This window comes from Paenibacillus sp. PAMC21692, assembly GCF_014303795.1.
GTDB lineage: Bacteria > Bacillota > Bacilli > Paenibacillales > Paenibacillaceae > Pristimantibacillus > Pristimantibacillus agaridevorans.
In genome coordinates, this window is sequence record NZ_CP060293.1 from 1,182,820 (window position 1) to 1,197,169 (window position 14,350).

A 14,350-nucleotide genomic window follows, 5' to 3' on the forward strand; every position below is an offset into this window, starting at 1 on the left:
CGAATGCCCGGTTGCTTCGCTGTTGCGGCGACCGGGCATTCTTTTGGACCGCTTAAAGAAATCCTTACTATTGGTGACGGATGCGAATTCATAATTTTACAAGGGAAACGCAACCATTCCCATTAAAAGATCGTCTTTAATATGAATAAATTTACAAGTGGAAAGGGGAATGAATTTGAGTAACTGGAAGGGGAATGGGAAAAGAAAGGCGGCTGCGGCGATTGCGCTGGCCATGCTGACGACGGCTTGGGCTGTCCCGGTATCGGCAGACACTTCGGCCGCGGGCGGAAGCTTGCCGGCGAAGGTCGAGTCGGGAGAAGGCGCGGCTAATCCAGGTACAGGGGCAGCCTCGGGTGCCAATGTCAAGACAGCGATCAGCAAGTCCAAGGCGGAGAGCCTGCTACGGCAATATGTCAGCATCCCGAAGGAATACACGCTGCAGGGAGCCAGCAGCGGCACGTCGAAGCTGGCTGATGGATCGCGGAGTTATTGGACGCTCAACTTCATCAAACGCGTCAATGGCAAGCAACGGGGCAGCATCTACGCCTCGCTTGACGCCAATACCGGTCAATTGTTGAACTTCCGTGTCTACTCGGACGAACCGAGCGCGCCGCCGGTCTATCCGCTGAAGGTAGATCGGGAGGATGCCAAGGCGCTTGCCAAAACTTTTATCGGCCAGGTCGCGGGCACTTACTTGGGGGAGCTGAGGCTCAATGAGTCGTTCGGCGTTAGCCTGCTGCCGCCGCTGACGGGAGCGGTTATTCATACGCTTAGATATGAGCGTGTTGTAAACGGAATTTTCTTCCCTGCCAATTACATACAAGTGGAGCTGGACAGCGACGGTCACGTGCAGTCGTTCGAAATGAATTGGGATGAGACAATCGTCTTCCCCAAGGAGAGCGACATACTGTCCGATGCGGAGGCGGAGGACGCGATTCGTAAGGCGGCTGCTCCGCAGCTGCGATACATCGTTCCTTACAATGCGGGCGGCAAGCTGGAGCCTGCGCTCAGCTACGCCTTGCCTGCTTTCGCTGTCGATGCGGTGACGGGGGAGCGGAGCGAAGTGTTCCAATACTATGGGGGCTTGCGGGGAGGCAAGGTGTCCGAGAAGCCGCTCAGCGACAAGCCGCTCGGAACGAAGCCGCGTGCGGGCAAGCAGAGTGAAGACGCCGCGCGGGAAGCCGTCGAGAAGGCGTTCTCCTTGCCTGGCGCCGCTGTGTTCCAGCAAGCGACGTACAACGAATATGTGGACGAAGCGACGGGCAAGACGCGTTCGTATTGGGATCTTAACTGGACGATCGAGAAAGACGGTCGCGAGAACGGCGGCGCTTGGGCTAGCGTAGACAGCCAGAGCGGGGTGATCCGCAGCTTCTATCAATATGGTCCAAACGAAGCTGGCAGTGCCGCATCCTCGCCATCTATCACGTTGGAGTCTGCGGTTAAGAAGGCGGAGGATACCGTGCGCAAGCAACTGCCATGGCTGGCGCATGAGCTGCATGTTGTCGTACCGGAAGCCGAGCAATACAAGGATCGGAAGCCCGAGGAGATCGGGAACTACTCCATTTCCTTCGAGCATCGGATACATGGAGCTGTCGTGGAATACGATCGGGTGTATGTCTCGATCGACGCCCGTAGCGGAAATATCCAATCCTTCGAAGCGTCTATCGCCGATTATGTCTATCCGGCCCAAAAGCCGGCCGTGTTGTCGGCCGACGAGGCGATCGATCGCTGGATGGACTTCTACGACACGAAGCTGCAGTATCGGATGAACACGCAATATTGGTGGGATGGCGAACCGATGCCGATCGAGAAAGTAAACGTCATGATTGCGGCAGGGGAAATCAGTGAGGATCTGAAGCAGAAGACGACTGTGGAATTGGTCTACCAGCTGACATCGAAGCAGGTGCACGAGAGCGTCTACCTGGACGCGGTTACCGGGGACTGGAAAAGCATGGAGACGGGCGAAAAGACGGCGCTTGAGCTCCCGCGGGCAACGGATGCGGAAGGCCATTGGGCCGAGCAATCGCTGCAGTTGATGGTTGCCTACAAGGCGCTGGATCTGGAGGACGGCAAGGTGCGTCCCAACGAAGCGATCACCAGAGGCGAGCTGATCAAGATGCTTGTGCTGGCGAGCAGCGGCGGACGACACGTCGCTTACGAAGGATTGTCTTCCAGCGATCAATCGAAAGCAATGTTCAACGACGTCGCGGCCGACTCCGCCTATTTCTCCTATGTGCAGGCAGCCGCCGCAAGCAACCTGATCGACGTGGGAGACGGCTCCTTCAATCCCGACGGGAAGGTAAGCCGAGACGAGATGGCCGAGCTGATCGTTCGGGCGCTGGGATACAATTCTCTTGCGAACAACGATCATCTGTTCAAAGTATCCTTTAAGGACGAGGCCGACATCGATAACAAGGGGCAGTCTGCAATCGTGGTGGGACTCGGCATTATGAGCTTGTCGGACGGCCGGTTCCAGCCGGATAAGCAAGTGACGAGAGCGGAGGCGTCCATCGCGTTCTACCGTTACTTGCAGAAGCGGGCCGAGCTGCAGGAAAATTCGCTTAGAATGTAGGGAGCAGAAGTGGGTAGGGACCAGAAGCAGGAACCAGAAGAAAGAAGCGCGATAGTGTGAAAGGGAGGGCAGTCCGCCATGGCGGACTGCTCTTTTTTGAGCACATAGAGGGAAAAGCATCCTTTGATCTGGAAAAATTGGAATATCGGCTCCGCTTAGAGACAAACCTCCCTTTAAACGCCGTTGCTTTTTTCTGGTTCTAGCACAGAGCTTGTCGGAAAGTGAAGTTCTTATTGGCGATAAAAGATACCTTTGAACGCGGTAGGCAGATGCTGGTGCCAGTGCTGATGTGCGCCCTTGGATATTTTCACAAACAGTACAACAATTGTACGAAAATACACAATTACGATGGGGTAAGAGCCGTTTATTCGTACATTTGTACATATATACACAAATTTTGGCTCAGAGAGGTCGCGAACGACGATGTGAAGCGAGAATTTGTGTATTTTTGTACAATTTGCTGTGCAGGGGCCCCATTTGGTTAAGAAATTGGGGAGAAATGCACAAATGTGCAGAGAGGCCGCTGTTCTGGACATGCCAGATGAAAGCCCGGTCGGCAATAGAAATGTCCCCCTGATCTCGCGATAAATGTCCCCCCGCCCATCAGATGAATGTCACCCTTCGCGCCGTAGAAAGTATCCCTCGAATTGCCCTAACATGAGTTTGTAAGGCAATCGCGTTTCGGTCGTCCTGACCGGACGGCGGTGGGCCTAATAATCTTGAGGGGGATTTTCAGGTGAAAAAATCGGCATTGTCCATCCTTAGCGTATTGCTCGTTATGACGATGTTCATAGCGGCTTGCGGCAACAACAGCGGCGGCGGCAACAAGGTGAATACCAATACAGGCGGCAACGCCTCTCCGACTGATGCGGCTGTGGAGACCGAGAAGCCGGCCGAGAAAGTGGAGCTTCGCGTATTCTCCACATTCGGCGGAACGGATGCCGCGAAGGAAGCCTTCCAAGCCGTCATCGACGAATTTACGACAGCCAACCCGAACGTGAAAGTCGTTAACGACGTGATGTCCGCGAACGACGACGGCTTCCGTACGAAAGTCAACACCGACATGACAAGCGGCAACGAGCCGGATCTGCTGTTCTACTTCGTGGGCGCTGATGCCAACGAGATCATCAAAGCCGGCAAAGTGGTGGCGATGGACGAGATCCTGGACGGCGACGCGGCTTGGAAGGGCGGATTCGCGCCTGCGGCTCTGGACTTCGTAAAGAACGCTTCCCCTGACGGGAAAACGTACGCGATTCCTCTGACGGGCTTTTTCGAAGGTCTGATGGTAAACAAAAAGCTGTTCGAAGAGAACGGCGTCGACCTTCCAACCGACTGGGATAAAATGAAAGCAGCGGTTAGCGCGTTCGCGAAGAAAGGCATCATTCCTTTGTCCGGACCATTCGACCAATCCCACTACCTGATCGAGCACTTCGTACTGGCCGCTGCCGGTTCCGAGGGTCAGAACAAAGGTCTGAAAGACGGCATCGATCCGAACTGGGAAAAAGGTTTCGCGGCTATGAAAGAACTGTATGACCTTGGCGCATTCCCGCAGGACGCGGCGACGATTGACCTCGGCATGGCGGGGAACTACTACTCCGAAGGTCTGGCCGCTATGATTCTGGAAGGTTCGTGGGCGATCGGCGGCTTCTCCGACGACGTGAAGGCGAATACGACGGTTCTTCCTTTCCCTGCGATTCCAGGCGGAGCGGGCACAGGCAAAGATGTAGTAGGCGGCTTCGGCACCGGTTTCTACATGTCGCAAGCGGCTTACGACAACGCGGCTAAAAAAGACGCAACCATCGCACTCTTGAAACATCTGACATCCGCGGCAAGCATCAAAACGATCGCAACGGCGAACGGCGGCACTCCGGCAGCTGCCGGCGTACAGCCGGAAGGTGTGGCGCAAGCCGTGCTCGACGGTTTCGCGATGGTATCCGAAGCCACTTCCGTTAACGGACCGATCGACTCCAAGGTGAAGCCGGAGACATTTACCGAGCTGCGCAAAGTACAACCGATGCTGAAAGGCGAAAAAACGCCAGCTCAGCTTCTGGAAGCGGCGAAAGCCATCGAGGTGCAGTAATCGCAATCAGCGAGAACCATTCGAACGCATGAACGCATAGCCGCCGCCGCTCTACATGACAGGGAGCGGCGGCGTTATTCTACGGCCATCATGCGCCAGAAAATAAACATCAAAGGTGATAAGGATGAAGGGCGATCGTAAGTATATCTTCTTATTTCTGCTGCCGGCAGCAGTCTTTATGTCGATATTCCTGTACTACCCGTTCTTTAAGAGCATGTACTTAAGCTTCTTCCGGACGAGTGGTTTCTTTAGCAAGACGTTTGTCGGATTCGACAACTACGCTCGGATGTTTTCCGACGAGCTATTAGGGGCTGCCACGCTGCACACGCTGGAATTGATGTTATACGTTATCGTATTCCAAGTCGGCATCGCCCTTATTCTGGCCGTATTGGTCGACAATGTAACCTGGGGCAAAGGCTTCTTCCGGATGGTATTTTTCTTCCCGGTCGTAATCTCCGGAACGGCCATCGCTCTGCTGTTCGTCCTGTTCTACAATTTCCAGTTCGGACTGCTTAACAACATTCTTCAGAATCTCGGTTTCGATAAAATATTATGGCTTAGCGAAAGCAACGCGCTCAAGGCGGTTGCGGTTCCGACCGTGTGGCATTATGTCGGCTTCTATTTCGTGCTGTTCCTGACGGCGATGTCCAAGATTCCCGCGGATTTTTACGAGGCGGCCAAGCTCGAGGGTATTACCGGCGTCAAAAAGACGTTCCTGCTTACGATTCCTCTCATTATGAGCGATATCAAAGTCGTGATTACGCTGGCGATCACGGGTACGCTGAAAGTATTCGAATTCATATTCGTTCTCACCCGCGGCCAAAGCGGCACTGAGGTGCTCGGAACTTATATGTACAAGAAAGCACTCGTGGATCAGAACTTTGGCTACGGCTCGACGATCGCGATCTATATCGTGGTATTCGGCGTCTTGCTGTCGCTGCTCGCCAACCGTCTGCTGAAGAGAGACGAAATCACATACTAAGCTGGCAATAGGGGTGTACGACGATGCAACAATCTATCAAAAGAGAGCTTGGGCCTAGAAGCGTCACGATGAAGAGGCGCAGCTTCCCGCTGGGTACGATTCTAATGTACGCCGTCTTATTCGGCTGGTCGCTCACAACCATCTACGCGTTGTTCTGGATCGTGAACAATTCGTTCAAAGTATCCCGGGAAGTCATGAACAACTCGTTTAAACTCGCATTGGATCCAGTCATGGTTAACTATACAAACGCGTTCGACCGCATCAATATCGGCAAGGGTTATCTAAACAGCCTCATTATGTCCGGCAGCACCGTGCTGTTGGTGCTTCTGTTCGGCGGCTTGGCCGCATACGTGTTGTCCCGGTTCCAATTCCGCGGCAGGAAGGTCATCTTCTCGATCTTGTACGCCAGTCTGCTTATTCCCGCTTTCGCGACGGTCGTTCCCGTCTACGAGCTGCTCATTCATTGGAAGCTGGCCAACACGTACGGCGGTCTTATCTTCCCGCAGACGGCTGGCAACCTGACGTTCGCCATTCTCGTTCTGGCGGGTTACCTGTCCACCATTCCGAAGGAGCTGGAGGAAGCGGCGTTCATCGATGGCTGCAACCGCTGGACGATGTTCATAAAGATCTTCCTGCCGATCGGCCGGCCGGCATTTGCCTCCGCGAGCATCTTCGTTTTCCTGTGGTCGTACAACGACCTGTTCTCCGCCCTGATCTTCGTCAGCAAGGAGAACGTCCGCCCGATCGTGCTGCTCCTTAGCGAGATCAGCTCGCAATACGGCACGGACTTTGGCCTTATGGCTACCGCCGTATCCTTGACGGTCGTACCGGTACTCATTATCTATCTGTTCATCCAGAAGTATATCGAGAAGGGACTGACGGAGGGCGCGGTTAAGGGGTGAGGGCTCGATGAGGGCCAGATTGCGCAGATACGACTTCGACTCCGCAAGATGTACATGAACCACGCACCAGCCGATCGTGATCGGCTGGTGCGTGGCTGGTTGGCGTTGAGCGGGGGGCGCATCAGACGCGATCCTGACGAAATCTCGACCAAACCAATGCGATTCGTGCTCCTGCGCTTCATGAAGCTGCGCCGTGATCGTGATAGGGTAATCCAAGAAACTGTCTAGTCGGTTTTCTTTTTCTTGGACGAGAAATTGGTCACGGACTTGGCGTCTTCGATCGTGTCATTGACGAAGGCCATATCCTGATTCTTTGCTTTCATATGCGTAGTGCCTTTGTAATTGCCCTTGCGGGATTGATTTTCCATGCGGAGTCACCTCCTCCTGACGGTAGTATTGCCGGGATGCAGCTGGCGTCATTCGGATGGGGAGCGGAAGGAGGGGGGCAGCGACTGGTTGGTGCGCTCGCCGCATGGCGACTTTGGAAGCTGAAAAAACCGATTTCTCGGGTTACAGCTTCCAAAGTCGAGCTGCCGCAGCCTGTAACCTGAAAATCGAGACTGTGCATAAGTTAAATTGTAGGCATGTGTCCGGTAAGAAATGAACGGGAGCAACCGTAACGGAACTGAAAGGCTTTATTTCATCAAAAAGCGCCATTTCTCAATTCTAACGGAACTGATAGCCCTTAAGAGGGGGAAAAGTTCGCGGTTTGCCTAGATTTTCCACGAATAACGTCGCCCAGATCCGTTAGATTCAACTATCACGCCAAATGATCAAAATAAGGCTTCTCAGTTCCTTTACAGGTTGTCGATGATCGATTATAGCTTCATTTCCAACTTTGCACACAATGAATCGACAGTCTCATATCCCGGGTTGCAGCTCCCAAAGTCGCTCCGCCAGGGCCTGCAACCCGAAATTCTCGGGTTGCAGGTTATAACCGTTTTGGAATAGCTCGGCGATTGGCCGTAGTACTTTCAAAGTAGGGAGAGCTAGGGTATAATGACGGAAGCTGTTAACTTTACGGATTATAGGGAGTGTCTATACATGGCTTTGAAAGCTGGTATCGTCGGTCTGCCGAACGTCGGCAAATCGACTCTGTTTAACGCGATTACGCAGGCGGGCGCGGAGTCCGCAAACTATCCGTTCTGTACGATTGATCCGAACGTCGGCGTTGTTGAAGTACCGGACGAACGTCTGAACAAGCTGGTGGAGCTGGTTGTGCCAAAGAGCATCGTACCGACGGCGTTCGAATTTGTTGATATTGCCGGACTGGTCGCAGGCGCGAGCAAAGGCGAAGGACTTGGCAACAAGTTCCTGGCTCATATTCGCGAGGTGGATGCGATTGTTCACGTCGTTCGCTGCTTCCAGGATGAGAACATTACGCACGTAGCTGGCAAAGTAGATCCCATCAGCGACATTACAACGATCAATCTGGAGCTTATTTTGGCGGACCTGGATTCCGTCGAGAAAAAGATTGAGCGTTCCCGCAAAAACCTCAAGTCCGGCGACAAAAAGGTCGCTCAAGAGGTTGAGGTGTTGGAGCGTATAAAGGAAACTCTTTACAACGACAAGCCTGTCCGCAGCATGGAGTTGACGGACGACGAGAAGCTGCTGGTGCGCGATCTTCATCTGCTCACGATGAAGCCGGTGCTTTACGCGACAAACGTCAGCGAAGAAGAAGCGGCTGACACGGACGGCAACGAGTATGTGCAGATCGTTCGCAAATACGCTGCTGAAGAAGGCGCGGAAGTCGTGCCGATCAGCGCGAAGGTAGAGTCCGAGATCGCCGAGCTGGAAGGCGACGACAAGGCGATGTTCCTGGAAGAGCTCGGCATGGCGGAATCCGGTCTTAATCGTCTCATTAGCGCGGCATACAAGCTGCTGGGTCTCTACACGTACTTCACTGCCGGCGTGCAGGAAGTGCGCGCATGGACAATCCGTCAAGGAACCAAAGCGCCTCAGGCAGCCGGTGTTATCCATACCGACTTCGAACGCGGATTTATCCGTGCGGAAGTTGTGTCCTTCGAGGATCTCGCCGCGGCGGGTTCCATGGGAGCGGTTCGCGAGAAGGGCCAGCTTCGCCTGGAAGGCAAGGAATACGTCGTGCGCGACGGCGATGTCATGCATTTCCGTTTCAACGTATAAATCCATCTAAATAAACGTCCGTAACGGCTGCAGAACCGGCTACGGACGTTTTTATTTTTCTCCGTCATGTGATGCAGGCTGGAAAATGTCTAGCAAATTGTGCTTATAGAAATCGATTGCTATTAGGATCCAGCTGTTGATATAATCGAGGAACAAACTTGAGCAATTGAGAAGGATGGGGAGTACGATGGCAAATATTCGATTATTGCAAGAAAATGAATTCGATGCTGCGATACGTCTGGCTGACAGCATCTTTCGCGATGATGAACATAGATCGATGCGGGATGCATACCCGTTCGTATTTTCGCCAAGTCTGAGGCAATCCTATGGCGTATTTGTAAATAATGAGCTCGTGGCTTTCATGGGATTCGTACCAGCCATCATTCAGGTTGGAGAAGCCAGGCTGCATATATACTCCATCGGTGCGGTTTGCACGCATCCGGATGCAAGAGGCAAAGGTTACGCGAGCCAATTATTATCGTCGGTATTCGCGCACGCCGATGCCGCGGGCGCTTCCCTTATATTAGTGTCGGGTAAACGTTCATTATATGCAAGAGCGGGGTGTTATCCGTTTGGCAGAATGAAGAAGTACACACTGAATCAAGACAATATTAGGCAAATTCGATCGTTCTCTGGAGATATCGGGATTCGCATAAGAGAATGGCGCGCGACAGATCTGTTCAAGCTTGTCGGGCTTATGCGGACTAGAACCGCCTATTTTGAGCAGAGCGTGAACGATTTCGCAGAGCTTATTCGTGCCGAAGCATTCGCCAGCAATGTGAAGATGAAGCACACGCTGCTTGTAGCTGAAAGACAAGGCGAACCTGTCGCATTCGTGATTATGGCGACAACGGGTGACATGGCGTCTGCGCGCACTCCGTTTATCATAGAGTGGGCTGGCGAGCCAGAGGCGACTGCGGCAATTCTGGGCCATGCCATTCGTGCGTATGAGCTTCCCAATCTTGACATTCATGTGAACTGGTTTGAAACCGGCTTAAATGAAGTGCTGGAGTCGATTCCCGCCCTGTCGGAACGGAATTCAGGCACTGTCCATATTGTAAATATGGAACATTTGTACAATCAACTTGGGCCGTATTGGCGCGCTCGATCAACAGCGGGCTCTGACCTGGCAACGATGCTCCGGGATATGGACGACGAGGGCCGCATCGCCGTATTATTCGATCCGACTGTCGGAGAAGACGGCCCTCATTCCGCATTGCCGATTCCTTTCCCGTATACGGTTGGGTTAAACTATGTATAGCAGGTGTCCTAATTGCAATAATCATAATAACGACAGTTCGGGGAATAAAGATGGAAGCCGACAACGATACATGATATAGCCAAAGCAGCCCAAGTTTCGTCAGCTACAGTCTCCAGAGTAATGAGCAACAGCGGCTACCCGGTCAGCAAGCAGACCAAGGAGAAAATTTTAAAGGTCGCCAAGGATTTGAATTCCGAACCTGATCGGCAAGCAGCTGAAGGAAAATAAAAGCCGGCCGTATTGCGATCCGGGAGACGGTCGTGGCCGGGCAAACGGTGTATCAATCGGATAACGAATAAAACCATTGGATCGATGACGTATTTACGTTATCGATCTTTTTTTACCACAAGTCGCTCATCACTGAAAGGCCTCGATTAGAGGATTTCTCATATCGGAATGAAGCTGTCGCGTGTTGCTTGATGACGGACGGCGAAAATCAATTATCCAAAAAATCGCAAAATTCTGTTCAAAAGTAGCTGCAAAAGCGGCAAATTTCCTGGATGTGGACAAGATGTGCACATACTGTGCACACGCTGTGGATAAATTGCCGTTAAAATGTGGATAAACAATCATGTTTTGTGTGCAATCTGTGCATAACTTTATAATGCTTCCAAGAGATTGGGATGGATGACAAAGTAAACCACATATCGATCAGGCGGGCACGATATGGTATACTAAAGAATAATCTAAAGGAAATTAAACCGAGGTGACGAACGTGTTTGACCGTTTACAAGCACTGGCCGACCGATATGAGAAGCTGAGCGAGCTGCTGTGCGATCCGGATGTATCCAGCGATCCCAAGCGGCTGAGGGAGCTGTCAAAAGAACAGTCGGATTTACAAGAAGCGTATGAAACTTATACGGAATATAAGCAGGTCTCGGAACAATTGGAGGATGCCAAGCAGATGCTGGGCGAAAAGCTCGATGACGAGATGCGCGAGATGGTTAAAATGGAGATCGATGAATTGACTCCGCGCAAAGAAGAGCTGGAGGAGAAAATGCGTATCGTCCTGCTGCCAAAGGATCCGAACGATGACAAAAACGTTATCGTCGAGATTCGCGGCGCGGCCGGCGGCGACGAAGCTGCGTTGTTCGCGTATGATCTTTATCGTATGTACACGAAGTTTGCGGATACCCAGGGCTGGCGTACGGAACTGATGGATTTCAGCGAAAACGATCTGGGCGGATTCAAAGAGGTTATCTTCATGATCAATGGCAAAGGCGCGTACAGCAAGATGAAGTACGAAAGCGGCGCGCATCGTGTTCAGCGCATCCCGGTAACGGAATCCGGCGGACGCATCCATACATCGACGTCGACGGTTGCGGTTATGCCGGAAGTAGAGGATGTCGAGATCGAGATCCTCGACAAGGACATTCGAATCGACACCTTCTGCTCCAGCGGCGCCGGCGGGCAGTCCGTCAACACTACGAAGTCGGCTGTGCGAGTGCTTCACGTGCCGACAGGCATTATGGCGACATGTCAGGACGGCAAGTCCCAGAACGACAACAAGGCGAAGGCGCTGCAAGTTTTGCGCGCGCGGATTTATGATATTAAGCGCCAAGAGGAAGAAGCAAAGTATGCCGGCGAGCGCAAGAGCAAGGTCGGCACTGGCGACCGGAGCGAACGGATTCGCACGTACAACTTCCCGCAAAGCCGCGTAACGGACCACCGTATCAACTTGACGCTTCACAAGCTGGATTCCGTCATGAACGGCGACATGAGCGAAATTATTTCGTCGCTGACGATCGCGGAGCAAGCCGAGCTGTTGGAGCGCGAGACGATGGGCATCTAATCGCCCAGGACAATACGAGGCAACGACAAGCCGGATGAACGCCGCCAGAAGCAAGTAGCTGTCGCGGCGTTCATCTTTTTTGTGTTGGGAGTTTGCGGGCTGCGGACTCGAGCGACCTTATTTCGGCGGAAATGAGACTTTCTCATTTCTAACGGACCTGAGAGACGCTGTAATTATGCAAAGTTGAAATTGCGGGCAAGTGTCCGGTAAGAAATGAACGAAAGCAACTGTAACGGAAATCAAAGGCGTTATTTCAGCAAAAAGCAGCATTTCGCAAATCTAATGGAACTGACAGCCCTTATAATGGTCAAAAGTCCGCGGTTTGCCTGGATTTCTCGCCATTAACGTCGCAGAGTTCCGTTAGATTTTAAAATCACGTCAAACGATCCATATAAGGACCCTCATTTCCGTAATCAGGTTGGCGATGATTGATTGCAGCTTCATTGCCAGTTTTGCGCACAATGAATCGACGGCCTCCTGAGAGACGCTATTGAGACAAAATTCTCGGGTATGGACGCAGTGCGGAATGCGGCGGTACGTGATAAAGGGAAGGGGAGTGGCGGCAATGGGGCAAGAGACGAAGGCGGACGAACGGTGGTACGAGCTGCCGATGACGCTCAGGCAGGCTTGCGTGAAGGCGGGAGCTTGGCTTAAAGCGAACGGTGTCGAGGATGGACGCAGCCATGCGGAGCGACTGCTCCTGCATGTGCTGGAGATGGACCGCGCGGCGCTACTGCTCGCCTGGAACGAATTCCTCCCCCCGGGCAAGGGGGAGGAGTGGCAGGCGCTGGTATGCCGCCGCGCGACGGGCGAGCCGCTCCAGTACGTGATCGGCGAAGAGTGGTTCTACAGCCGGCCGTTCGCGGTGACGCCGGCCGTGCTGATCCCTCGCCCCGAGACGGAGCTACTCGTCGAGGGCGTGCTGGCGGCCGCCGAGCGGTTGTGGCCGGCGGCGCTGGTCGGCGGGCTGCCCGAGTCTGCGGGCAGCAACGGAGCGCAAGGGCTACCCGAGTCTGCGGGCAGCCCAGAGGCTGGCGAGTTGCCGGGTCCCATCGGCAACTCCGGGGCGCGCGCTGCGGCGCCGACGGTCGTCGACGTCGGCACCGGCAGCGGAGCCATCGCCGTGACGCTGGCTGCGCAGCGGCACGACTGGCGCGTGAGCGCGTCCGACCTGTCGCCGGACGCGTTGGAGGTCGCCCGCGCTAACGCGGCCCGCCATGGAGCGGCGGACCGCGTTACGTTCGTGCAGGGCGACCTGCTGGCTCCCTTTATCGCGTCGGGGAGCCGCATCGACGTGCTCGTGTCCAATCCGCCGTATATACCGGCGGCGGATATGGACGGGCTGCAGCGCGAGGTGCGGGATTATGAGCCGCATCTCGCGCTGGTCGGCGGTATGGATGGGCTGGATCCATACCGCCGCATGCTGGAGCAGCTGGCACTGCTCCCGGCGATGCCTCGTATCGTCGCGTTCGAGCTCGGCATCCATCAGCCGCGCATTGTAGCGGGACTCATGCGAAAGATGGGCGCATGGGACGATGTTTCCATCATCACCGATTACAACGGCATCGAGCGTCATATCGTGGCTGTAAACACAGGCGGATAAGGCAATCACCTGTGTCGCGGAGACACGATCTTAGAGCGTGATTTGGCTATTGTAATCATGATGTGATTGGCTCGACCATACGCATCTCTTTGAACACTATCCCATCCTCTCAGTGAACAAGTGACCTCGACCTGGGAGTGCTTGCACGAATATATAACTGATATCATCCACCTGCTAACGTTTTCCCTTCCGATCAGAAAGTGGAAGCAGGTGAGAACGAACGCATGAGAGTCCCCATAACAATAGCAGAAGCGTCCCGCCAAACCAGCCCATTTGGAGTTGTTGGCATGGGCGCTTTTTCAAATATAGGAAAGCAATAGTTTTCTTTGTGCTTATCCCCTGTTTCTCGGAAAGAAAAATAACTGCATCGCCAAAGATCGATGGCAGGCCGGTTCACTTTGTGGACTTGAAGTCCTCCGCTGAACACTTGTTTGGAAAAAAGAAAAATTGCATCCTCTGAACGGTCCAGCGAACGTTATCCCGCCAACTCAGGAAATCCCCAACAAAGCTCGTACATAGCTCGGAGCGATCCTCCCACTCCCCTCTGAACGTTATCCCGCCAACTCAGGAAATCCCCAACAAGCTCGTACATATCTAGGAGCGATCGTCCCACTCCCCCTCTGAACGTTATCCCGCCAACTCAGGAAATCCCCAACAAAGCTCGTACATAGCTCGGAGCGATCCTCCCACTCCCCTCTGAACGTTATCCCGCCAACTCAGGAAATCCCCAACAAAGCTCGTACATATCTAGGAGCGATCGTCCCACTCCCCCTCTGAACGTTATCCCGCCAACTCAGGAAATCCCCAACAAAGCTCGTACATAGCCAGGAGCGATCCTCCACTCCCCTCTGAACGTTATCCCGCCAACTCAGGAAATCCCCAACAAAGCTCGTACATAGCTCGGAGTGATCGTCCCACTCCCCTCTGAACGTTATCCCGCCAACTCAGGAAATCCCCTCAAACGTTGTAAAATCGGGAAATAGGGCAAGGTGCCACTTCATTCTGAGAAGTGG

General features: G+C 53.6%; 10 protein-coding genes. 9 read left to right on the forward strand and 1 reads right to left on the reverse strand.

The window, feature by feature from the left end; genetic code table 11:
* The first annotated feature begins 175 nt into the window (after positions 1-175).
* The 4 genes from H7F31_RS04770 to H7F31_RS04785 all read left to right on the forward strand — a co-directional run bounded on the left by H7F31_RS04770 (position 176) and on the right by H7F31_RS04785 (position 6,536).
* On the forward strand, positions 176-2,572 hold the full coding sequence (locus tag H7F31_RS04770) for an S-layer homology domain-containing protein (protein WP_187103245.1): 2,397 nt from the start codon (positions 176-178) through the stop codon (positions 2,570-2,572).
* 736 nt (positions 2,573-3,308) lie between these two features.
* Complete coding sequence (locus H7F31_RS04775) at positions 3,309-4,652, forward strand: ABC transporter substrate-binding protein (protein ID WP_187103246.1); 1,344 nt, start codon at positions 3,309-3,311, stop codon at positions 4,650-4,652.
* Positions 4,653-4,776: 124 nt separating this feature from the next.
* Entirely contained in the window at positions 4,777-5,634 is an 858-nt protein-coding gene (locus H7F31_RS04780; RefSeq protein ID WP_087569946.1) for a carbohydrate ABC transporter permease, read from the forward strand.
* Positions 5,635-5,657: 23 nt separating this feature from the next.
* On the forward strand, positions 5,658-6,536 hold the full coding sequence (locus H7F31_RS04785; RefSeq protein WP_187103247.1) for a carbohydrate ABC transporter permease: 879 nt from the start codon (positions 5,658-5,660) through the stop codon (positions 6,534-6,536).
* 224 nt (positions 6,537-6,760) lie between these two features.
* Here the strand turns inward: H7F31_RS04785 and H7F31_RS04790 are convergent, their stop codons facing one another.
* A complete protein-coding gene (locus tag H7F31_RS04790) occupies positions 6,761-6,904 on the reverse strand; it encodes a hypothetical protein (protein WP_179215721.1) in 144 nt (47 codons plus the stop codon).
* A 676-nt stretch (positions 6,905-7,580) separates the two neighbouring features.
* Between H7F31_RS04790 and ychF the strand changes: the two genes are divergently transcribed.
* From ychF to H7F31_RS04815, 5 genes are all read left to right on the forward strand, one after another.
* Positions 7,581-8,681 (forward strand): redox-regulated ATPase YchF, encoded by a 1,101-nt coding sequence (gene ychF, locus H7F31_RS04795; RefSeq protein ID WP_187103248.1) that lies wholly within the window; start codon positions 7,581-7,583, stop codon positions 8,679-8,681.
* 187 nt (positions 8,682-8,868) lie between these two features.
* On the forward strand, positions 8,869-9,942 hold the full coding sequence (locus tag H7F31_RS04800; RefSeq protein WP_187103249.1) for a GNAT family N-acetyltransferase: 1,074 nt from the start codon (positions 8,869-8,871) through the stop codon (positions 9,940-9,942).
* A gap of 120 nt (positions 9,943-10,062) precedes the next feature.
* The gene (locus H7F31_RS34130) at positions 10,063-10,170 is read left to right on the forward strand and encodes a hypothetical protein (protein WP_261800303.1); all 108 of its coding nucleotides are present in this window, start codon (positions 10,063-10,065) and stop codon (positions 10,168-10,170) included.
* A 487-nt stretch (positions 10,171-10,657) separates the two neighbouring features.
* Entirely contained in the window at positions 10,658-11,734 is a 1,077-nt protein-coding gene (gene prfA, locus H7F31_RS04810; protein ID WP_108993210.1) for a peptide chain release factor 1, read from the forward strand.
* A 565-nt stretch (positions 11,735-12,299) separates the two neighbouring features.
* The gene (locus tag H7F31_RS04815) at positions 12,300-13,337 is read left to right on the forward strand and encodes a N5-glutamine methyltransferase family protein (protein ID WP_261800304.1); all 1,038 of its coding nucleotides are present in this window, start codon (positions 12,300-12,302) and stop codon (positions 13,335-13,337) included.
* The last annotated feature ends 1,013 nt before the right edge of the window (positions 13,338-14,350 follow it).